This window comes from Luteimonas sp. MC1572 (genome assembly GCF_016615815.1).
Taxonomy (GTDB): domain Bacteria; phylum Pseudomonadota; class Gammaproteobacteria; order Xanthomonadales; family Xanthomonadaceae; genus Luteimonas.
Genome location: NZ_CP067112.1, coordinates 1,928,151 through 1,949,305, shown reverse-complemented (window position 1 = coordinate 1,949,305; position 21,155 = coordinate 1,928,151). Strand labels below are relative to the sequence as shown.

The window sequence follows — 21,155 nt, the reverse complement described above, 5'->3', positions numbered from 1 at the left end:
GTGCATAATGTACTAACGCATTAACACGCTGTCACAATGAAACAACGCCCGCTAACACTGTCGAGGAAGGACGCCGATGCCGGATTCAAGGCGTTGGCGAAGGCGCTTGCCGCGCTCGACAACCCGGCGGAGGTGGCGGCGTTCCTGCGCGACCTGTGCACTCCGGCCGAGCTGGAGGCCATGTCCGATCGCTGGCGCGTGGTGCCGCTGCTGCTTGAAGGCGTGCCGTATCGCGAGATCCACGAACGCACCATGGTCAGCGTGACCACCGTCGGGCGCGTCGCCCGCACGCTGGAGCAGGGCGAGGGCGGCTATGCCGCGGCCGTGCGTAGCCAGTTTCCCCGCCTCGCCGAATCCCACTGAAGGCCCCCGCCATGAGTCCTCCCGTCGCCGCGGCGCGCCGCGATCGATTGCGCATTGCCATCCAGAAATCCGGCCGCCTGGGCGAGCCGGCGCGTGCCCTGCTCGCATCCTGCGGGCTGTCGTGGCGAGAGAGCCGCGACCGCCTGTTCTGCTACGGCGAGTCGCTGCCGGTCGATCTGCTGCTGGTGCGTGACGACGATATCCCCGGGTTGCTCGCCGACGGCGTCTGCGACTACGGCATCGTCGGGCGCAACGTGCTGGACGAATACTCGGCCGAGCGCGCGGAGCAGGGCACTGCCGCGGCTGCACGCGAGCTGCGCGCGCTGGGGTTCGGCGGCTGCCGGCTCGACATCGCGCTGCCGGAAGGCCAGGCCTGGGACGGGCCTGCGCAGCTCCAGGGCGCGCGCATCGCCACCAGCTATCCCGCATTGCTGCGCCAGTGGCTGCAGGCCAACGGCGTGTCCGCTTCGGTGGTCACGCTGTCGGGGTCGGTCGAGATCGCGCCGCGGCTGGGGCAGGCCGATGCGATCTGCGACCTGGTGTCGAGTGGCGCCACGCTCTCGGCAAACCAGCTGGTGCCGGTGGCCACGCTGCTGCGCAGCGAGGCCGTGCTGGCAGGTCCGCCGCAGCCGTTCACCGATGCCCGCGCCGACCTCGCGCAACTGCTGCTGCGCAGGCTGGATGGCGTGCTGAAGATCCGCGACAGCCGGCTGCTGCTCTTCCAGGCGCCGCGCAGTGCGATGCCCGGCCTGATGAAGCTGCTGCCCGACGCCGAGCCGCCGACCGTGATGCAGCTGGACGGCGCCGACAGCCTGTCGTTGCAGGCGCTGTGCCATGGCGCGATGACCTGGCAGCGGCTGGAGGACCTCAAGTTGGCGGGTGCCAGTGGCCTGATGGTGCTGCCGGTCGAGAGGACGCTGGCATGAAGCGGCTGCGCTGGTCCACCCTGGATGCCACCGCGCGCAACGCCGCGCTGCGCCGCCCGACGCAGGCCACGTCGGAGGCGACCGCGCGCTCGGTCGCGGGGATCATCGAGCAGGTGCGGCTGCGTGGCGATGTGGCGCTGACGGAGTACGCCCGCAGGTTCGACGGTGTCGACCTCGACGCGTTCGTGGTGGGCGACGGCGATTTCCTCGCCGCGCAGGCGCAGGTGTCCGCGACCCTGCGCGGCGCGATGGTCGCGGCACGGGCACGCATCGAAACCTTCCACCGCGCCGGCATGCAGGGCGACTACGCCGTCGATACCGCGCCCGGCGTGACCTGCGAGCGCGTCGTGCGCCCGATCCGCCGCGTCGGCCTGTACGTGCCCGCCGGCAGCGCGCCGTTGCCGTCCACCGCGCTGATGCTCGGCGTGCCGGCAAGCCTCGCCGGCTGCGCGGACATCGTGCTGTGCACGCCACCGCGCGCCGACGGCAGCGCGGATCCTGCGGTGCTGGTGGCGGCGGCCCTGTGCGGCATCACGCGGGTGTTCAAGCTCGGCGGCGCGCAGGCGATTGCGGCCATGGCCTGCGGCACGGCGAGCGTGCCGGCCTGCGACAAGGTGTTCGGCCCCGGCAACGCCTACGTCACCGAGGCCAAGCGCCAGGTGGCGCAGGCGGGCCTGGCGGCGATCGACATGCCCGCGGGGCCGTCGGAGGTGCTGGTGATCGCGGATGCCGGCGCCAACGCCGCGTGGGTCGCGGCGGACCTCCTGTCGCAGGCCGAGCACGGTCCGGATTCGCAGGTGCTGCTGCTGTCCGACAGCGAGGCCTTGCTCGAGCGGGTGGGGGTCGAGCTCGAAGCGCAGCTGGACGCGTTGCCGCGTGCGGCGATCGCGCGCGAGGCGCTGTCGGCGTCGCGACTGGTGCTGGTGGACACGCTCGACGAGGCGTTCGCCATCAGCAACGACTATGCGCCGGAGCACCTGATCCTTGCGCTGCGCGCGCCGCGCGCCTGGCTGGATCGCGTGGCGGCCGCAGGCTCGGTGTTCCTTGGCGACCACACGCCGGAGGCGCTGGGTGACTACTGCAGCGGCACCAACCACGTGCTGCCGACCGGTGGCTCGGCGGCGGCGTGGAGCGGCGTCAGCGTGGCCAGCTTCCAGAATTTCCTGAGCGTGCAGACTGCTACGCCAGCGGGCATCGCCGCGATCGGTCCGGACGCGGTCGTGCTGGCCGAGGCCGAAGGGCTCGAAGCACACGCCAACGCGGTGCGCCTGCGGCTGCAGTCGCCGCTGCAGGCATGCGCATGAGCGCGGCCATCGAGCTGCTGCGCCCGGACCTGCGCGGGTTCGCAGGCTACCGCTCCGCACGCGGTGAAGCGATGCGCGGCGATGTCTGGCTCAATGCCAACGAAAGCGCGTGGCCGAACCCGGGCGATGCCGGCGGCGACGCCAACCGCTACCCAGAGCCGCAGCCCGTTGTGCTGCGCGCCGCGCTGGCCGCGCTGTACGGCTGCAAACCCGACCAGTTGCTGGTGGGCCGCGGCAGTGACGAGGCGATCGACCTGCTGGTGCGCGCGCTGTGCCGTCCCGGCATCGACGCGGTGCTGGCTACGCCGCCGGTGTTCGGCATGTATGCGGTCAGCGCGCGGCTGCAGGGAGCGCCGCTGCTCGAGGTGCCGCTGCGCGACACCGACGCTGGATTCGAGCTGGATGGCGAAGCACTGCTCGCCGCGGCGGTGCAGGGCAACGCACGGATCGTGTTCCTGTGCTCGCCATCCAACCCGACGGGTGGCGCGATTCCGCTGGCGCTCATTGCCGAGATCGCGGCGCGGCTCGCGGGCCGCGCGCTGGTAGTGGTGGACGAGGCCTACGCGGAGTTCGACAGCCAGGCGTCTGCGACCGCGCTGCTGGCCAACTGCCCCAACCTGGCCGTGCTGCGCACGCTGTCCAAGGCGCATGCGCTGGCGGCGGCGCGGATCGGCTGCGTGATCGCGGATGCCGGCCTCATCGCCGCGCTGCGCGCCTGCCAGGCGCCGTATCCGGTGCCGGCACCGTGTGCAGCGCTTGCCCTGTCGGCTTTGGCGCCGGAAGCACTGGCAACAACGCGCGCACGCGTGGACCTGGTGGTCGCCGAGCGCGAGCGCATGCGGCTTGCCCTGGCCTGCCTGCCCGGCGTGCGCCGGGTGTATGCGTCGGCGGGCAACTTCCTGCTGCTGCGCTTCGCCGACGCCGGCGCCGCGCTGGCCTCGCTGCAGGCCGAGGGCGTGGTGGTGCGCGACCAGCGCGCTGTTGCCGGCCTCGACGATGCACTTCGCATCACCATCGGCACGGCGGCCGAGAACGAACGCGTATTGACTGCGCTCCGCGCGGCGAGGAGCACGCCATGACACCGATCCTGTTCGTCGACCGCGACGGCACGCTCATCGAGGAGCCCGCCGACCTGCAAGTCGACGGCCTGCACAAGCTGCGCTTCTGCCGCGACGTGGTGCCGGCATTGCTGCGCCTGCGCGATGCCGGCTACCAGTTCGTCATCGTCAGCAACCAGGACGGACTGGGAACCGATGCATTTCCGCAGGCGGACTTCGATGGCCCACAGCTGCTGATGATGCAGTTCTTCGAAAGCCAGGGCATCACCTTTCGCGACGTGCTCATCGACAGCAGCCTGCCCGCCGACAACGCGCCCACGCGCAAGCCCGGCCTGGGCCTGGTCATGCCATACATCAAGGACCGCAGCATCGATTGGTCGCGTTCGGCCATGGTGGGCGACCGCGACACCGACATGCAGTTCGCCGACAACCTTGGCATCCGCGGCTTCCACCTGCGCTCATCGCGCTTCGGTGGCGAATGGGACTGGCCTTCGATCGCACACGCGCTGGTCGATGCGCCCCGCCGCGCGAGCGTGGTGCGAGAAACACGCGAAACCCGCATCCGCGTCGACATCGACCTGGACAGCGTGGCGGAGCCGGCCATCGCCACCGGCCTGGCATTCTTCGACCACATGCTGGAACAAATCGGCAAGCACGGCGGCATCGCGCTGCGGGTGCAGGCCGAAGGCGACCTGCACATCGACGAACACCACACCGTCGAGGACACCGGCCTGGCGCTGGGCCAGGCGCTGCGCGAGGCGCTGGGCGACAAGCGCGGCATCGGCCGCTACGGCTTCACCCTGCCGATGGACGAGACCCTGGCCAGCGCGGCACTCGACTTCGGCGGCCGGCCGTACCTGGTGTTCGAAGGCACATTCCGGCGCGAGCGCGTGGGCGACCTGCCGACCGAACTGGTGGCGCACTTCTTCCGCTCGCTGTGCGACGCCTGCGGGCTGAACCTGCACCTGCAGGTCAAAGGCGACAACGACCACCACCAGGTGGAGGCCTGCTTCAAGGCCTTCGCGCGCGCGCTCCGGCAGGCGGTCGCGCGCAGCGGCCAGGTGCTGCCGAGCACCAAGGGCACGCTGTAGCCATGGACGTGGCGGTCATCGATGCCGGCGGCGCCAACCTGGGCTCGGTGCGCCATGCGCTGGAGCGGATCGGCGCCCGGCCACGCATCGCGCGCGATGCCGATGCGCTGCGCGGCGCGGCGCGCGTGATCCTGCCGGGCGTCGGTGCCGCCGCGCCGGCGATGCGGCTGCTGCGCGAGCGCGGGTTCGAAGCAGTGCTAAAAGCACCGACGGTGCCGTTGCTGGGCATCTGCCTCGGCATGCAGCTGCTGTTCGAGTCTTCCGAGGAGGGCGATGTGGCCTGCCTCGGGCTGTTGCGTGGCAGCGTGCGGCGCATGGCCCCGGCACCCGGCGTGCGCGTCCCGCACATGGGCTGGAACCGGCTGCGCACGCGAGGCGATTCGCGGTTGATGGCCGGGATCGACGACGGCGCATGGGTCTACTTCGTGCATGGCTACGCCGCGCCCGTGACCGGCGACTGCGTGGCTGACTGCACGCACGGTGCGGCCTTCGCGGCGGTGGTGGAGCACGGCCTGGTGGCCGGCGCGCAGTTCCATCCGGAACGCTCCGCCGCGGCCGGTGCGCGACTGCTGCAGAACTTCCTTGGAGCGCGGACATGAGTTTCACGGTCTATCCGGCGATCGACATCCGCGATGGCCGCGTGGTGCGGCTGGCGCAGGGCGATTACTCGCGCGAGTCCCGCTACACGGATGCGCCGCTGGACCTGGCCATGCGCCATGCCGAAGCGGGTGCGCGCTGGCTGCACCTGATCGATCTCGACGCGGCACGCGCCGGCGGCTACACGCTGGCGCCGCTGCTGTCCGGCATCAAGGCGCGGACCGGGTTGTCGGTGCAGACCGGTGGCGGCGTGCGCAGCGAGGCCGATGTCGTCGCGATGCTGGAGGCCGGGGCGGACCGCGTGGTCATCGGCTCGCTGGCGGTCGCCGAGCGCGAGATGGTCGCGGCGTGGGTCGCGCGCTACGGTGCCGAGCGGATCGTGGTCGCGCTGGACGCGCGCCAGGCAGCGGACGGGCAGTGGCGCCCCGCCACGCACGGTTGGACCGAAGACGCCGCGGACACACTGGACGCCTTGGTGGCGTTCCATGCCGACGCCGGCTTGCAGCACCTCCTGTGCACCGACATCGGCCGCGACGGCATGCTGGCCGGCCCCAACCTGGCGCTCTACGCGCGGCTGCTCGCGCGTGCGCCCACGCTGCGGCTGCAGGCCAGCGGCGGTGCACGCGACGCCGCCGACGTCGCCGCCGCGCGCGGCATCGGCTGCGACGGCATCGTGCTCGGCAAGGCGCTGCTGGAAGGCCGTCTGGCGCTGGCCGACGCGCTGGCGTACGTCATCTCCGCGCAGGCGCCACCATGCTGAGCCGCCGCATCATTCCCTGCCTCGACGTGCAGGACGGCCGTGTGGTCAAGGGCGTGCGTTTCCGCGACCACGTCGACGTCGGCGACATCGCCACGCTCGCGCAGCGCTATCGCGACCAGGGGGCCGACGAGCTGGTGTTCTACGACATCGGTGCCAGTCCACGCGGGCGCAGCGTCGACATCGCCTGGATCGAGCGCCTGGCGCGGCTGCTGGACATTCCGTTCTGCGTCGCCGGCGGCATCCGCAGCGTCGACGACGCGCGCCGCGTGCTGCACGCGGGGGCCGACAAGATCTCGGTCAACACGCCGGCGCTCGAGCGTCCCGCGCTGGTCACGGAGCTGGCCGACGCGTTCGGCGTGCAGTGCGTGGTCGTCGGTATCGACTCGTTGCGCGAGGCCGACGGCGAGTGGCGCGTGCGCACCCATACCGGCGATGCCGCGGCGATGCGCGCACCCGGGCGGCGCACGCTCGACTGGATCGAGGAAGTGCAGTCGCTCGGTGCCGGCGAGGTGGTGCTGAACTGCATGGCCAGCGACGGCGCGAGGATCGGCTACGACATCGAACAGCTTCACGCCGCGCGCGCCGCGTGCCGGGTGCCACTGGTGGCGTCCGGCGGCGCCGGGACCAGCGCGCATTTCGCCGAAGTGTTCCGCGAGGCCGACGTCGATGCCGCGCTGGCGGCCAGCGTCTTCCACTCCGGGGAAATCGTCATCCCCGAACTCAAGCAGGCCCTGCGCGCGCAGGGCATCGAGGTGCGCGATGCGTGACGCCATGCCGGCTCTGGACTGGGACAAGGGCGGCGGCCTGCTGCCGGCGATCGTGCAGGACGCGCGCACGCAGCGGGTGCTGATGCTCGGGTACATGAGCCGCGAGTCGCTCGCGGCCACGCACGAGACCGGCCTGGTCACGTTCTTCAGCCGCAGCCGCCAGCGCCTGTGGACCAAGGGCGAATACAGTGGCCATCACCTGAAGCTGGTCGCCATCGAGATCGACTGCGACGCCGATGCGCTGCTGGTGACGGCGGAGCCACAGGGACCCACCTGCCACCTCGGTCGCGACAGCTGTTTCGGCGGGGCTCGCGGCAGCGCGCTTGCCGAGCTCGACCGCGTGGTCGAGTCGCGTGCCGCCGCGATGCCGGAAGGCAGCTACACCACGCGCCTGCTGGCTGGCGGCATCCGCCGCATCGCGCAGAAGGTCGGCGAGGAAGGCGTGGAGACCGCGCTGGCGGCGGTCGTCGAGGAAGACGCCGCGTTGCTCGGCGAGGCCGCCGACCTGGCCTATCACCTGCTGGTGCTGCTGCGCGCGCGCGGTCTGGGATTGTCCGACCTGGAGCAGGTGCTGCGTACGCGCAGCGCGTGAGCACGATTCGCACCGGCTCAGGCTGCCGAGATGGACGTCCTCACGCAGTCGCGGCCGTTGGCCTTGGCGCTGTAGAGAGCCTGGTCGGCGATCTGGAAGGCGTCGTCGATGTCGTCGATCGCACCCGGTTCGATGGTGTGCACGCCGACGCTGGCCGACATGCGGATGATGTCGCCGTTCGACACGCAGGGCTCGGCCAGCAGCGACTGGCGCACTTCTTCGGCCACCGCGACCGCGGCGTGCAGGTCGTGGCCCGGCAGAGCGACCACGAACTCCTCGCCACCGAAGCGCGCCGGTAGCGCGTCGTGCGGCCGCAGCGCGCGGCCGATGCGCTGCGTGGCCCAGCGCAGGCATTCGTCGCCGACCAGGTGCCCGTATTCGTCGTTGACCGACTTGAAGTGGTCGAGGTCGATCATCAGCAGCGACAGCGGCTGGCCGTCATCGTTGCAGTCGCGCAGCATCCGCTCGAAGGCCTCGTGGAAGTAGGTGCGGTTGTAGAGGCCGGTCAGCCCGTCGCGGCGACTGGAATCGCGCAGCCGCGCATGCGCCTCCTCCAGCTGCACCAGGGCGTGCCGCACCTCGCTGGTGCGCTGCGCGACCTTGCGCTCGAGCATCAGGTTGGCATCGCTGACGATGCGTTCGTTCTCGTTGCGCAGCGAGGCATACCGGTAGCTCAGCGCGATCGAGAGGAACAGCATCTCCAGGGCGGAGCCGAGCTGCACGCCGTACTCGGTGAAGAACGACTTGGGGACCACGCCGAACGCGACCAGGGTGAATACCCCCGTGCCCGCGAGGAACATGCTCCACGACAGCAGGAAAAGCCGCGCCGGCGCGTAGCCGCGGCGCAGCGCCACCACGCTTACGATCGTGATCCAGATGATGCTGGCCAGCACGGCCAGCGACACCGCCTGGGTGATGATGCGGTACGGGACGATGATCGCCGCGATGCCGAATGCGACGAACGCGGCAATGGCAATGATGCTGACCACGTTGCCGCGCGGCCAGCGTTCGCCCAGCCCGAGGAACACGCGCGCGAACTGGTGCATGCCCACCAGCGCAAGGCTGATCGACAGCGGCACCGACTTGTCGGCGAGCCAGGTGTTGTCCGGCCACAGGTATTCGAACCCCAGGCCGTTCAGGCAGAACAGCACCAGCCCGAATGCACCGATGTGGAACAGGTACCAGAAGTAGCTGGCATCACGCAGCACCAGCCACAGCACCAGGTTGTAGAAGAACAGCGCCAGCAGGATCCCGTAGTACAGGCCAATCGAGAACTGCGCATCGCGCGACATCTCGGTGAACGCGCTGGGCGTGTACAGCACCAGCGGCACCTGCATCGAACTCTGGCTCTGCACCCGGATCAGCAGCTCCACGCGCTGCCCGACCGGCAGGTCGAGCAGGAAGTTGGGGTGCCTGTAACGGATGCTGCGCTCGGCGAAGGGCAGGGTGTCGCCACCCGCGCGGTGCTCGATGCGACCGTCGGGGTAGCGGACATAGAGGTCGATCTGGTCACTGAGCGGATAGGCCTGCACCAGCAGCCAGCGCGGTTCCGCACGGTTCTCGTTGATGATGGCCGCATGGAACCAGAACGCCCCCTTCTGGAAGCCGAAGGCGGCATCGTTGCGCGGCAGCGGGGCGAACACGCCGTTGCCGACGCGCCGCAACGCATCTTCGACCCGGTCCCTGGCTTCAGTGTCGTGGTGGTAGCTCATGTACGGCGAGAGCGCGATCTCGCGGGTCGCCTCGCCAAGGCCCAGCGTCGGCGCGGCCCACGCGCTGGTCGCGCATGCCAGGAGCAGGCAGAGGCAGGTCAGCAGCAGCCGCCAGGCGGGCGCGGGCCTCGCCTGGATCATCCCCATCTGCACGTGCCTGCTTCCATGTCGGCCCCTACTCCCCCGCCAGGGCTGATCATATGCCCGCGGCATCGTACTTTTGCAAACGAAGGCGGCCGGCATAATGGGCCATCGCTCGCGACGGAACATGTATGCCTCGGTCGACCCGGATTCTTGGAGTGGCGCTCCTGGTGGCGCTGGCTGCACCCGCCACGGCCCGCGACGCGCTGACGGTGCTGCTGTTCGCCGATCCGCAGGTCAAGTCCATGCGCGATGTCGACTATTACGCGCGCGACATCGTCGAGCCGCTGCGCGCCGACGCCGGCATGGGCGCCGATTTCGGCATCAGCCTGGGCGACATCGTCGATGACGTCGTCGCGCTGTATCCGGAGGTCAACGCGGTTACCGCAAGGCTCGGCATCCCGTGGCTGCACGTGCCGGGCAACCATGACCTCGACCCGGGTGCCGAAGGAGACGAGGGATCGCTGTCGGCGTTCCACCGCAGCTACGGCCCGGACAGCTATGTGCGCGAGGAGCCCGAGGCCGCCTTCGTCGTGCTCGACAACGTCGTGAAGCTGCCGGGCGCGCGCGGCGGCTACGTCGGCGGCCTGCGTGAGGACCAGTTCGCGCTGCTCGAGGCCTGGCTGCCCACCCAGCCGCGCGACCGCCTGCTGGTGCTGGCGATGCACATCCCGCTGTTCGATACCGCGGCGCCCGGCCGCGCCGAGACCTTCCGCCGCGCCGACCGCGAGCGGCTGTTCGTGTTGCTGCGCGACTTCCCGAGAGTGCTGGTGCTCAGCGGCCATCGCCACACCCAACGCCATTACCGGCACGGGCCGGCTGACGGCTGGCACGGCGCCACGCCGCTGCACGAGTACAACGTCGGCGCGGCCAGCGGCGCGTTCTGGTCGGGTGCCCCGGACGCGGACGGCATCCCCGACGCCACCATGGCCGACGGCACGCCCAACGGCCACGCGTTGCTGAAGATCGATGCCGACGGCGATTACCGCCTGTCCTGGCATCCCGCGCGGCTGCCCGCGGACAACCCGTCGCTCACCGCGGCGATGGCGCTGCACGCGCCCGCAGTGCTGCGGCACGGCGCCTATCCCGCCTGGGCGGTCTACGCCAATGTGTTCATGGGCGAGGACGACAGCGTGGTCGAGTACCGCATCGACGGCGGCGCCTGGCGCGCGATGGACAAGGTGTCGCGCGCCGATCCACGCCTGCTGGCCGAGAACGTGCGCGACGACGCGGCAGGCGCGCTGCGCGGCTACGACCGCTCGCCCGAAGCCGAAGTCTCGGCCCACCTGTGGCGCGGGGCGCTGCCTACCGACCTGGACCCGGGCGAGCACGAGGTCGAGGTGCGCACCTTCGACCGCTGGCTCGGCGAGCAGCGGGCCGCGACCCGGTATCGCCTGGACCAGGCCGAACCGGGACACGGCACGTCGCCCTAGGCAGAACGATCAGGGCGTGATGGCGTCGAACGAATCCACGCGCGCGTGGCCGTTGGCCGCATCGCCGGTGCGCGGCTGCGGGTAATCCTGCAGCCGGTCGACCAGCACGGTGCGCAGGCCGGCATCGCGCGCGGCGTCGAGTTCGGCCACCACGTCGGACAGGAACACGATGTCGCCCGGCTCGCGCTGCAGGCGTCCGGCGATGTTGGCGTAGCTCGCGGCCTCACGCTTGCCGCCGACCTCGGTGTCGAAGAAGGCGTCGAACAGCGGCAGCAGGTCGCCGGCATCGGAATGGCCGAAGAACAGCTTCTGCGCGGGCACCGAACCGGATGAGTACACCGCCAGCGGGTGGCCCGCGTCGTGCCAGCGGCGCAGCCCGGCCACCGCGTCGGGGTAGATGTGCGCGGTGAAATCGGCGCGCCGGTAACCCTCGCTCCACATCATGCCCTGCAGGGCTTTGAGCGCGGTGTGCTTGCGGTCCTCGTCGATCCAGCCCTGCAGCGTCTCCACGATCATCGCGTCATCGCACATCGCGCCATGCGCGGTGGCCACCTCGTCCAGCCAGCGCCGCACTTCGGGGTCATGGCCACGCTCGCGCACGAAGCGCGGCAGCTCGCGCCGCGCATACGGAAACAGCACGTCGCGCACGAACGCGATGCTGCCCGTGGTCCCTTCGATGTCAGTGAGTACCGTCGTCTTCATGCAAGCCGCGCCTCAGCGCGAACCCTTTTCGTAGCGCGGGAATTTCCGCGCGATGTCGGTGCCGGTGAAGTGGCCGATCCAGCCGTCGGGCTGCTGGAAGAAGCGGATGGCGACGAATTCCGGCTCCGGTCCCATGTCGAACCAGTGCGTGGTGCCGTCGGGGACCGCGATCAGGTCGTCCTTGACGCACTCGATCTCGTAGACCTTGCCGTCGACGTGCAGGGTGAACAGCCCGGAGCCCGCCACGAAGAACCGCACCTCGTCTTCCTTGTGGAAGTGCTCGTCGAGGAACTTGCCGCGCATTTCCTCGCGCTTCGGGTTGTCGGGCGCGATGCTGATCACGTCGACCGAGGTGAATCCGCGCTCGGCGCTGATGCGGTCGACGTCGGCCCTGTACGCGGCGAGAACCTCGTCCTGCGTGGCGCCGGCGGCGATCGGCTGCGTGGCTTGCCAGCGCTCGAACGTCACGCCGATGGCATTCAGTTCGCGCGCGATGGCGTCGCCGGCGCTGGTGTCGAGCAGCGGGGTGGTGGGGGCGTCGTCGGCAAAAATGCGCAGGCGGCTCATGTCGGGATCTCCTTTGGTTCAGCGCCGCGGCTGCAGCCGCAGCAGGTCCAGCTCGCAGCCGAGCAGGAACTCGAAAGCTTCGAGGTGGCGGCGCGCCTCGGCCATGTCGCGGCCCCAGGCGTACAGGCCATGGCCGTCGATCAGGTAGCCCCACATCGGGCCGTCGTCGAGCAGCGCGTCGACCTGCGCGGCCAGCGTGGGCATGTCCTGGCTGTTGGGCAGCACCGGCAGGTCGAGTTCCACCTCGTGGGTGGAGGTTCCCGCGAAGGCCTTCAGCAGCTCGTAGCCGGCCAGGTGCACGTGGCCGGCGCCGGCGTACAGGCGCGAGGCGACGGTCTGCGTGCGCGAATGCGTGTGCAGCACGCAGCCGATGTCGGGAAACCTGCGGTAGAGCTGGGTGTGCAGCAGGGTCTCGGCGGAGGGCCGGTGGTCGCTGCCGACCGCCTTGCCGTCGAAGTCGACGACCATGATGTCGGCCTCGCACAGCTTGCCCTTGTCGCGGCCGGATACGGTGATCGCGGCATGGCGGTCATCGAGCCGGCGCGAGAAGTTGCTGCTGGTCGCGGGCGTCCAGCCGGCCGCCGAAAGCTCGCGGACATTGATGATGAGTTCGCCGGCGCGGTCGCGCAGCGCGTGGATGTCGTAGGGCAGGGTGTCGACCATGCCCCGATTCTACCGCGCGGGTCTAACGCGCGGGTCTAACGCGTGGCGCGGCGCGCGAAGCCCCGGTAGCCGGCCCAGCACAGCAGTGCGATCACCAGCCCGCCGACCAGCGTGTCGACCGGCGTGGAGTAGACCAGCAGGCCGCAGGCGACCAGCGCGCCCATTCCGAGCAGACGCTCGCGCGGACCGGAAGGCAGCTCCGGCGAACCCAGCAACAGGCTCAGGCCGGCGGCGATATAAGCCATCACCACCAGCGTCACCACCATGTTGATGATGGTCTCGAACTGCGACGACACCGTCGGCGCCAACGTGAACACTGCGATCAGGGTCATGGCCGAGGCGATGATGAACAACCCCCAGCGCGCCGAGCCGTTGGGATGCAGGCGCCCGAAGATCGCCGGCAGGAAGCCGCGGTGCGCGGCGCGCGCGCCGGACTCGCCACTGACCAGCATCCATCCGCCGAGCGTGCCGGTGGCCTTGATGGCCGCCGCGGCGGCGATCACCGGCACCGCCCACACGCCGAACATCTCGCCCGCGACCAGCGCGAACGGCGCGCTCGATTCGGCGATGCGTTCGGCGGGCACGATGCCCATCATCAACACCGACGACACCAGGTAGACCACGCCGGCGATCAGGATGCCGCCGATGGTGGCGCGCGGCACGTTGCGGTCCGGATCGCGCACCACGCCGGCGACCATCGCGCCGGTCTCAAGGCCCACGAACGCCCAGAAGATCGGCGCCAGCGACGCCATCACCACCACCGCATCGGTCTCGCCGCTGACGTTCCATGCGGCGCGGTAGATCTCCGGGTCGAAGCTGCCCCAGCCCGCGGTCAGCACCGCGACCACCGGCAGCAGGCCGAACACCACGCACAGCGACTGGAAGCGCGCGATCGGGCGCGGGCCCATCAGGTTGATGGCGAACATCAGCCAGATCAGCGCGATCTGCCCGAACAGGCGCATGCCCGGACCGTCACCGAGCTGGAGCAGGGCCACGATGTAGCCGAACGCCGCCACCGCGATCGCGTTGTTGCCGATCCATGACGAGATCCAGTACAGCGTGGTCGCCAGGAAGCCCATGTCGCGGCCCAGCGCCGGCCGCACGTAGTCGTCGGGCGAGGTCATGTCCGGGTAGGCGCGCGCCAGCCGCGCGAACGCCGCGCCCAGCACCACCGCGAGGATGGTGCCGAGCAGCCAGGCCAGCGCGGTCACGCCGCCGGACTTGGCCAGGGTGGCCGGCAACAGGAAGAACCCCGAGCCGATCATGTTGTTGGCGACAACGAACGTCGCCAGCACCGGGCCGATCTTCTTTGCGCTGGCGACCACGTCAGTCATGGCTGCTTGTCCTCAGCGCGTACGCAGCTTGCTGTGCCAGTGGCCGTAGCCGAAATAGATCACCATGCCGATGACCATCCAGCCCACGAACAGCGGCCAGTGCTCCATGAACGGCGGCAGGAACAGGTACAGGCAGGCCGCGACGCCGAGCGGCGACACGATGTACACCAGCGGCACGCGGAACGGACGCGGCAGGTCGGGCCGCTTCAGGCGCAGCACCAGCACGCCGGCGGACACCGTGGCGAAAGCCAGCAGGGTGCCCATCGACACCATCTCGCCGAGCAGGCCGATCGGCAGGAAGCCCGCCAGGCATGCCGCGATCGCGCCGACGATGATCGTGCCCACGTAAGGCGTCTGGTACTTCGTGTGGACCTTGCCGAAGATTTTCGGCAGCAGGCCGTCGCGCGACATGCTGTAGAAGATGCGCGGCTGCGCCATCAGCATCACCAGGATCACCGAGGACAGGCCGGCAATCGCGCCGACCTCCACCACCGACTTCAGCCACAGCAGGTCGGGGTAGGCCTCCAGCGCGGTGGACACCGGCTTCGGCGTCGACAGTTGCGGGTACGGCACCAGGCCGGTCAGCACGCCGCAGACCACGATGTAGACGATGGTGCAGAACACCAGCGAACCGAGGATGCCGATCGGCATGTCACGCTGCGGGTTCTTGGCTTCGCCGGCGGCGGTGGAGACCGCATCGAAGCCGATGTAGGCGAAGAACACGATCGACGCGCCGCGCACGATGCCTTCCACGCCGTACTTGCCCGGGCCCTCGTTCGCGGGGATGAAGGGCTGCCAGTTGGCCGGGTCGATGTACTGCAGGCCGAAGCCGATGAACAGCAGGATCACCGTGACCTTGAGGGCCACGATGATGGAGTTCACGAACGCCGACTGGGTGATGCCGACGTAGCACAGGCCGCTGACCGCAGCGACGATGGCCACCGCCGGCAGGTTGAGGATCGCGCCGGTGCGCACGAACTCGCCGTTGGTGACGGTGAACGTGGCCATCGACAGCGCGTCCGGGATCGGCACGCCCAGCGTGCCGAGGAAACCGTTGAGGTAGCCGGACCAGCCCACGGCGACGGTGGAGGCCGCGAACAGGTATTCCAGCACCAGGCACCAGCCGATGAACCACGCCACGAACTCGCCGAGCGTGGCGTAGGCGTAGGAATAGGCGCTGCCGGAGACCGGCATCATCGATGCGAATTCGGCATAGCACAGGCCCGCCAGTGCGCAGGCGAATCCGGCCAGCACGAAGCTCAGCACCACCGCCGGGCCGGCATGTTCGGCCGCGGCATGGCCGGTCAGCACGAAGATGCCCGCGCCGATCACCGCGCCCACGCCGAGCAGGAACAGTTGCGTCGCCGTGAGCGTGCGCTTCAGGCTCACTTCGCCCTGCAGGCTGCCTTCGACCGGTTCGCCGGCATCCACGTGTGGAGCAGGCTCGATCGCCTTGACCCGCATGAGGTCTCTGAGCATTCGCGTGTTCCCCTTCGTTGTGGCAACGGACGGCGTGGGGACCGCGCTGCATTGGACGGTGCCACAGGCACCATGGCTGCCGTACCTTGCCAAAGCATGGCGGGGATCACAAGCGGCATCGCGGGGCCTGCGCGCGGCGATAATGGAGCGCCGGGCACGAGCCAAAAAATGTCGCAACGCACCATCCATCTGCACCCAGGTGACGATCCCGCCATCGAGCGGCTCGCAGCCGCGTTCGCCGCGCATGGCATGCGCATGCCCGATGAGGCCGAGGCCGCGGACATGTTCATCGCGCTGCTGCGCGACCGCGAGGATCCCTTCCTGCGCACGCGCCTGGCCGGCCACTTCACCGCGTCGGCGCTGGTGGTGAGCGCCGACGGCCGGCGCACGCTGCTCACCCACCATCGCAAGCTCGATCGCTGGCTGCAGCCCGGCGGCCATGCCGACGGCGACCGCGATCTCGCGCGCGTCGCACTGGGCGAAGCCGAAGAGGAAACCGGACTGGTCGGGCTGGTGCTCGAGGGCGGGATCTTCGACCTCGACCGGCACTGGATTCCGGCGCGCAATGAGGTGCCCGGCCATTGGCACCACGACGTGCGCTACGTGGTGCGCGCCGGCGCCGACGAGCGTTTCGTGGTCAGCGACGAATCACATGCGCTGGCCTGGCGCGACATCGCGGCCGTCGCCGCCGACGACGGCATCGACCCGTCACTGCGCCGCATGGCGTGCAAGTGGCTGGGGCGCGCGCCTCAGTAGAGGATGCGCGCGCGCAGCGTGGCGGGCACCGCGGCCAGCGCCGTGCGCAGGCCCTGCGCCTGCTCCGGCGTCGCGGTGATGTCGATCACCACGTAGCCGACCTTGCTGTCGGTGCGCAGGAACTGGCCGTCGATGTTCACACCCGCCTGCGAGAAGATGTCGTTGACCTGCGACAGCACGCCCGGCACGTTGCGGTGGATGTGCAGCAGTCGCTGGCTCCCTTCGTGCCCAGGCAGCGTGACCTCGGGGAAGTTGACCGCCGACAGCGTGCTGCCGTTGTCGCTGTAGCGCACCAGCTTCGACGCCACCTCGATGCCGATGTTGTCCTGCGCCTCGAGCGTGCTGCCGCCGACGTGCGGAGTGAGGATGACGTTGTCGAAGCGCGTCAGTGGCGACGTGAACGCATCCTCGTTGCCCTTGGGCTCGACCGGGAACACATCCACCGCCGCGCCGCCGACCTGGCCGCTGTCGAGCGCCGCGGCCAGCGCGTCGATGTCGACCACGGTGCCGCGCGAGGCGTTGATCAGGTGCACGCCGGGCTTCATCGCCGCGAGTTCGGACGCGCCGATCATCAGGCGCGTGGCAGGGGTTTCCGGCACGTGCAGGGTGACGACGTCGGCGCGCGCCAACAGGTCGTCCATCCCGATCGCGGCCTGCGCGTTGCCGAGCGACAGCTTGGCCTCGATGTCATGGAACAGCACGCGCATGCCGAAGCCTTCGGCAAGCAGCCCGACCTGGGTGCCGATGTGGCCGTAGCCGATGATGCCGAGCGTCTTGCCGCGCACCTCGTGGCTGCCGGTCGCCGACTTCAGCCAGCCGCCGCGCAGGCATTCGGCGTGCTTCCGCGGGATGCCGCGCATCAGCATGATCGCCTCGGCGATCACCAGCTCGGCCACGCTGCGGGTGTTGGAGTAGGGCGCGTTGAACACCGGTACGCCGGCAAGCTCGGCCGCGTCCAGGTCCACCTGGTTGGTGCCGATGCAGAAGCAGCCGACCGCCAGCAGGCGCCTGGCGTCGGCCAGCACGTCCGCCGTCAGCTGGGTGCGCGAACGGATGCCGACGATGTGCGCCTCGGCGATGCGCGCGCGCAGCTCGTCCTCGGGCAGCGACGATGCGAACGCCTCGATGTTCGAATAGCCGGCGTTGCGGAACACCTCGACCGCGCTGTCGCTGACGCCCTCCAGCAGCAACACACGGATATCCTTGCGGGGGTAGGAGGTCTTGAGCATGCGGATGCGCCGGGCGGGCCCTGCAGTGTGCCAGCGGGCGCCGCATGTTGCACCGCAGCGCTGGACGCTGGCGCGCGTGGCTGGCAGGCTGGCCGCAATGCACGCTGAGCGGTCCAGATGAGCGATCCACGACTCGAGCGCCTGTGCGAGGCCGTCCCCGGCCTGGCGCTGGCCACGTCCGCCGACGACCTGCTGCACTACGGCCAGGACTGGACGCGGCGCTGGACGCCGGCGCCGCTGGCGATCGCGTTTCCGGCCAGCGTGGAGCAGGTCGTCGCGGTGCTGCGCTGGGCTGGCGCGGAGAACGTGGCGGTGGTGCCCTCGGGCGGGCGCACCGGGTTGTCGGGGGGCGCGGTGGCGGCCAACGGCGAACTGGTGCTGAGCCTGGAACGCATGCGCCGCGTACTTGCCTTCGATGCGGTCGACCGCACGCTGGTCGTCGAGGCGGGCGTGGCGCTGGAGACGGTGCAGGAAGCGGCGCGCAGCCATGGCCTGTACTACCCGGTCGATTTCGCATCCCGCGGCTCCTGCACCATCGGCGGCAACATCGCCACCAACGCCGGCGGCATCCGCGTGCTGCGCTACGGCAACACCCGCGAATGGGTCGCCGGGCTGAAGCTGGTGACCGCCGCCGGCGACGTGCTCGACCTCAACCGCGGCCTGGTCAAGAACTCCAGCGGCTACGACCTGCGCCACCTGGCCATCGCCTCGGAGGGCACGCTGGGCGTGGTGGTGGAGGCCACGCTGCGACTCACCGCGCCGCCGCCGCCCACCGCGACCATGTTGCTGGCGCTGCCCTCGTTTGCGGTGCTGATGCAGGTGTTCCAGGCGCTGCGCGAACGGCTGGCGCTGGAGGCATTCGAGTTCTTCACCGACCGCGCGCTGCATCACGTGGTCGCGCATGGCGCGCAGGCGCCGTTCGCCGACGTGCATCCGTACTACGTGGTGGCCGAGTTCGCGGCCGACGGCGCCGATGATCCGCGCCTGCTCGACGCCTTCAGCCACTGCGCGGAGCAGGGTTGGGTGGCCGACGGCGTGATTGCCGGCAGCGACGCGCAGGCGGCGCAGCTCTGGCGCCTGCGCGAGGGCATCACCGAAAGCCTCGCAGCATCGTTGCCTTACAAGAACGACGTGGCCGTGCGGGTGTCGGCGATGCCCGCGTTCCTGGCAGAGGCGCAGGCGCTGCTCGCGGCCGAATATCCGGATTTCGAGGTCGTCTGGTTCGGGCACATCGGCGACGGCAACCTGCACATCAACGTGCTCAAGCCCGCCGACATGGAGCAGGATCAGTTCGTGACGCGCTGCGGCGCGGTCACCGCACACCTCGCCAGCCTGCTGAACCGCCACGGCGGCAGCATCTCCGCCGAACACGGCATCGGCCTGGTCAAGAAGGCCTTCCTCGGCTCCACTCGCGATGCCGCCGAGATCGCGGTGATGCGCGCGCTGCGCCTCGCCCTCGACCCGGCGGGTATCCTCAATCCCGGCAAGCTCTTCGACGCCGAATCCCCCACCAGCGACCCCACGCCATGACCCGATTCTTCCCCGCCTGCGCGCTGCTGCTGCTCGCGGTTGCCCCCGTCCACGCTTCCAGCTTCGCCGGCACCAGCGGCGGTGCCTCGTCGGCATCCAGCGCCGGCTCGTCCGGATCCACGTCCGGCAACGACAAGATCGTGCTGCAGGCGCGCGAGGATGCGGCCGGTTTCGTCGCCACCGATGGACGCATCCGCGGTGCACGCCTCGAGGCGGCATTGCGCCACCTGCGCGGGCAGTCGGCCGCGGCGCGCGACGCCAGCGACCTTGAACTGGCGCGGGCGATCCTCGCCCGCTGATGCGCTGATGCACCGCTGGGCCAGGCGCCTGCTGCTGTGTGCGCTGGCCGTGCCGTGGCCCGCGCATGCGGCGCTGCAGGTCACCGCGGAAAGCGGCGCGACCGCGGCCGATGCCGAGGCAAGCCGGCGGCTGGTGCAGGCGACGCTGCCGCGCCTGCCGCCCGTGCTGCGGGACTGGGACGCCACGCTGCAGCTGGGCTGGCGCGACGACCTGCCGGCGCAGGTGCACGGCCGCATCCGCGGGCGCCGCATCGTGCTCGACCGCGCCCTGTTGGCCGCGTGGCAGGACGGGTCGGCGGGAGAGGGGCGCGATGCCGCGGTGACGGCGCTCGTCCACGAGGTCGCACACGCCTGGGACCACGGTCCCGGCCGTATCTCGCGCGATCCGCGCACGCTCGACCTGGCCGGTTGGCAGGTGCGGCCGCTGTGGCCCGGTCGCGGCGCACGCAACGCCTTCGGCGCGCGCAGCCCCGATGCCTACGAACTGGCGTCGCCCGCGGAGTTCGTGGCGGTGAACGTCGAGCACTTCCTGCTGGATCCGGCGTACGCCTGCCGGCGCCCGGCGCTGCATGCGCATTTCGCCGCGCACTTCGGCTGGTCGCCCGACGCGCCGGCCTGCGCCGCCACGCTGCCCTACGTCGACGCCGGCGCACTCGCCGACGCCGATGCCGCGCCCCTGCTGGAACTCGATCCGGCGCGCGTGGTCGCCGTGGACTACCTCCTCGCCGGCGACGGCGAAGCCATGTCGAGCCGCTGGGGACACAGCATGCTGCGCCTCGTGGTCTGCGCCCCGGGACGCACGCCCGGGCCGGACTGCCGCCTCGACCTCGACCACCACCGCGTGCTCTCGTTCCGCGCCTTCGTCGACGACCTGCAGCTCTCGAGCTGGCGCGGGCTCACCGGTGGCTATCCCTCGCGCCTGTTCGTGCTGCCGCTGCAGCAGGTCGTGGACGAGTACACGCGGGTGGAGTTGCGCCCGCTGGCATCGATCCCGCTGCGGCTGTCCGCCGGCGAGATCGCCGCGCTGCTCGAACGCGCGGCGCGCGTGCACTGGAGCTACGACGGCCGCTACCGCTTCGTCGGCAACAACTGCGCGGTGGAAACCTGGAAGCTGCTGCACGACGGACTGCCGCGCGCGTCCGCGGCCGACCTCGTCAGCATCACGCCGAAGGGCCTGCTCCGGCGCCTGCGCCGCGCCGGGCTGGTCGACGATTCCGCGGTGCCGGCGGACGCCGACGAGGCGCGCCGGCTCGGCTACCGTTTCGAGCCCTGGAACGCCCACTACCAGGCGCTGTACGACACTGCACGCGAGAGCCTCGCGCTGGAGCACGCCGCCGTGGCGGACTGGCTGCGCATGGCGCCCGTGCAGCGTGCGCCGTGGCTGCAACGCGGCGACATGCGCGCGTCCGCGGCACTGCTGCTGCTGGAAGAGGCGGCCCTGCGCCGCGAGGAGCAGCAGGCGCGCGATGCGCTCAAGCGGCTCGTGTTCCGCGCCGGCGCCGCCGGCGGTGCCGCCTACCGGCGCGCGACCGACGTGCCCGGCGACGGGCTGCTGCCGATCCTGGCCGAGGCGTTGCGCGAAGGTGGCGCACTGGCCAGTCCGTCGGCCCTGCTGTCGCTGCCGGGTTACGGCCTGCCGCTGGCGGCCGAGCGCACGCAGGCCCGTACCGGCGCTGGCGCACGTGCGGCCCGCCTGCGCGCGCTGGAGGACCGCCTGCGGGCCGCGGCCCGTGACCGGTTGCCGCGGGCGACACGGGAATCACTGGAGCAGGCCGAAGCCAACGTGGCCGCCCTGGGCGCCCGCCTGCGTGGACTGCACGAAGCCGAAGGCGGCGTTGCCTTCTAGGCGCGG

The 21,155-nt window shown here is 70.6% G+C and carries 21 protein-coding genes; 14 read left to right on the top strand and 7 right to left on the bottom strand.

The window, feature by feature from the left end; genetic code table 11:
• Window positions 1-36 precede the first annotated feature (36 nt).
• Genes JGR64_RS08850 through hisIE form a run of 9 tightly spaced genes read left to right on the top strand, consistent with a single transcriptional unit; the run spans window position 37 to window position 7,458 of the window.
• On the top strand, window positions 37-363 hold the full coding sequence (locus JGR64_RS08850) for a YerC/YecD family TrpR-related protein (protein WP_199373001.1): 327 nt from the start codon (window positions 37-39) through the stop codon (window positions 361-363).
• Window positions 364-374: 11 nt separating this feature from the next.
• On the top strand, window positions 375-1,289 hold the full coding sequence (gene hisG / locus JGR64_RS08845) for an ATP phosphoribosyltransferase (RefSeq protein WP_199373000.1): 915 nt from the start codon (window positions 375-377) through the stop codon (window positions 1,287-1,289).
• Window positions 1,286-2,593, top strand: coding sequence for a histidinol dehydrogenase (gene hisD, locus JGR64_RS08840; RefSeq protein WP_199372999.1), 1,308 nt, complete (start codon window positions 1,286-1,288; stop codon window positions 2,591-2,593). The genes hisG and hisD overlap by 4 nt, the downstream gene beginning before the upstream one ends.
• Entirely contained in the window at window positions 2,590-3,672 is a 1,083-nt protein-coding gene (gene hisC, locus JGR64_RS08835) for a histidinol-phosphate transaminase (protein ID WP_199372998.1), read from the top strand. Before hisD ends, hisC begins: the two co-directional genes overlap by 4 nt.
• Window positions 3,669-4,742 carry a bifunctional histidinol-phosphatase/imidazoleglycerol-phosphate dehydratase HisB gene (hisB, locus tag JGR64_RS08830; protein ID WP_199372997.1) on the top strand — a complete coding sequence of 358 codons (1,074 nt, stop codon included), beginning with the start codon at window positions 3,669-3,671 and terminating at the stop codon, window positions 4,740-4,742. The genes hisC and hisB overlap by 4 nt, the downstream gene beginning before the upstream one ends.
• A gap of 2 nt (window positions 4,743-4,744) precedes the next feature.
• The gene (gene hisH / locus JGR64_RS08825) at window positions 4,745-5,341 is read left to right on the top strand and encodes an imidazole glycerol phosphate synthase subunit HisH (RefSeq protein WP_199372996.1); all 597 of its coding nucleotides are present in this window, start codon (window positions 4,745-4,747) and stop codon (window positions 5,339-5,341) included.
• On the top strand, window positions 5,338-6,099 hold the full coding sequence (locus JGR64_RS08820; protein ID WP_199372995.1) for a HisA/HisF-related TIM barrel protein: 762 nt from the start codon (window positions 5,338-5,340) through the stop codon (window positions 6,097-6,099). The genes hisH and JGR64_RS08820 overlap by 4 nt, the downstream gene beginning before the upstream one ends.
• Window positions 6,093-6,866, top strand: a complete 774-nt coding sequence (gene hisF, locus JGR64_RS08815) for an imidazole glycerol phosphate synthase subunit HisF (protein WP_199372994.1) — start codon at window positions 6,093-6,095, stop codon at window positions 6,864-6,866. Before JGR64_RS08820 ends, hisF begins: the two co-directional genes overlap by 7 nt.
• Complete coding sequence (gene hisIE, locus JGR64_RS08810) at window positions 6,859-7,458, top strand: bifunctional phosphoribosyl-AMP cyclohydrolase/phosphoribosyl-ATP diphosphatase HisIE (protein WP_199372993.1); 600 nt, start codon at window positions 6,859-6,861, stop codon at window positions 7,456-7,458. The genes hisF and hisIE overlap by 8 nt, the downstream gene beginning before the upstream one ends.
• 17 nt (window positions 7,459-7,475) lie before the next feature.
• Here the strand turns inward: hisIE and JGR64_RS13990 are convergent, their stop codons facing one another.
• The gene (locus tag JGR64_RS13990; RefSeq protein ID WP_305067909.1) at window positions 7,476-9,317 is read right to left on the bottom strand and encodes a diguanylate cyclase; all 1,842 of its coding nucleotides are present in this window, start codon (window positions 9,315-9,317) and stop codon (window positions 7,476-7,478) included.
• 152 nt (window positions 9,318-9,469) lie between these two features.
• Here JGR64_RS13990 and JGR64_RS08800 point away from each other — a divergent pair, with 152 nt between their 5' ends.
• The gene (locus tag JGR64_RS08800; protein WP_234446938.1) at window positions 9,470-10,744 is read left to right on the top strand and encodes a calcineurin-like phosphoesterase C-terminal domain-containing protein; all 1,275 of its coding nucleotides are present in this window, start codon (window positions 9,470-9,472) and stop codon (window positions 10,742-10,744) included.
• A 9-nt stretch (window positions 10,745-10,753) separates the two neighbouring features.
• On the opposite strand, the gene mtnC is transcribed toward JGR64_RS08800, so the two are convergent.
• The 5 genes from mtnC to JGR64_RS08775 are packed head-to-tail and all read right to left on the bottom strand — an operon-like array spanning window position 10,754 to window position 15,489.
• A complete protein-coding gene (mtnC, locus tag JGR64_RS08795) occupies window positions 10,754-11,446 on the bottom strand; it encodes an acireductone synthase (RefSeq protein WP_199372990.1) in 693 nt (230 codons plus the stop codon).
• Between the two features lie 12 nt (window positions 11,447-11,458).
• On the bottom strand, window positions 11,459-12,013 hold the full coding sequence (locus tag JGR64_RS08790; protein WP_199372989.1) for an acireductone dioxygenase: 555 nt from the start codon (window positions 12,011-12,013) through the stop codon (window positions 11,459-11,461).
• Window positions 12,014-12,031: 18 nt separating this feature from the next.
• Entirely contained in the window at window positions 12,032-12,676 is a 645-nt protein-coding gene (locus JGR64_RS08785) for a methylthioribulose 1-phosphate dehydratase (protein ID WP_199372988.1), read from the bottom strand.
• Window positions 12,677-12,711: 35 nt separating this feature from the next.
• Window positions 12,712-14,010: an amino acid permease gene (locus JGR64_RS08780; protein ID WP_199372987.1), complete on the bottom strand. Its 1,299-nt coding sequence runs from the start codon at window positions 14,008-14,010 to the stop codon at window positions 12,712-12,714.
• 12 nt (window positions 14,011-14,022) lie between these two features.
• Window positions 14,023-15,489, bottom strand: coding sequence for an amino acid permease (locus JGR64_RS08775; RefSeq protein ID WP_199372986.1), 1,467 nt, complete (start codon window positions 15,487-15,489; stop codon window positions 14,023-14,025).
• A 249-nt stretch (window positions 15,490-15,738) separates the two neighbouring features.
• Here JGR64_RS08775 and JGR64_RS08770 point away from each other — a divergent pair, with 249 nt between their 5' ends.
• Window positions 15,739-16,245, top strand: a complete 507-nt coding sequence (locus JGR64_RS08770; protein WP_233348146.1) for an NUDIX hydrolase — start codon at window positions 15,739-15,741, stop codon at window positions 16,243-16,245.
• On the opposite strand, the gene serA is transcribed toward JGR64_RS08770, so the two are convergent.
• Window positions 16,239-17,480 carry a phosphoglycerate dehydrogenase gene (gene serA / locus JGR64_RS08765; protein WP_199373250.1) on the bottom strand — a complete coding sequence of 414 codons (1,242 nt, stop codon included), beginning with the start codon at window positions 17,478-17,480 and terminating at the stop codon, window positions 16,239-16,241. The genes JGR64_RS08770 and serA overlap by 7 nt on opposite strands.
• 111 nt (window positions 17,481-17,591) lie before the next feature.
• On the opposite strand from serA, the gene JGR64_RS08760 reads away from it, so the two are divergent.
• Genes JGR64_RS08760 through JGR64_RS08750 form a run of 3 tightly spaced genes read left to right on the top strand, consistent with a single transcriptional unit; the run spans window position 17,592 to window position 21,149 of the window.
• Window positions 17,592-19,004 carry an FAD-binding oxidoreductase gene (locus JGR64_RS08760; protein ID WP_199372984.1) on the top strand — a complete coding sequence of 471 codons (1,413 nt, stop codon included), beginning with the start codon at window positions 17,592-17,594 and terminating at the stop codon, window positions 19,002-19,004.
• Window positions 19,001-19,303: a DUF2388 domain-containing protein gene (locus tag JGR64_RS08755; RefSeq protein ID WP_199372983.1), complete on the top strand. Its 303-nt coding sequence runs from the start codon at window positions 19,001-19,003 to the stop codon at window positions 19,301-19,303. Before JGR64_RS08760 ends, JGR64_RS08755 begins: the two co-directional genes overlap by 4 nt.
• A gap of 7 nt (window positions 19,304-19,310) precedes the next feature.
• Complete coding sequence (locus tag JGR64_RS08750) at window positions 19,311-21,149, top strand: DUF4105 domain-containing protein (protein WP_199372982.1); 1,839 nt, start codon at window positions 19,311-19,313, stop codon at window positions 21,147-21,149.
• The last annotated feature ends 6 nt before the right edge of the window (window positions 21,150-21,155 follow it).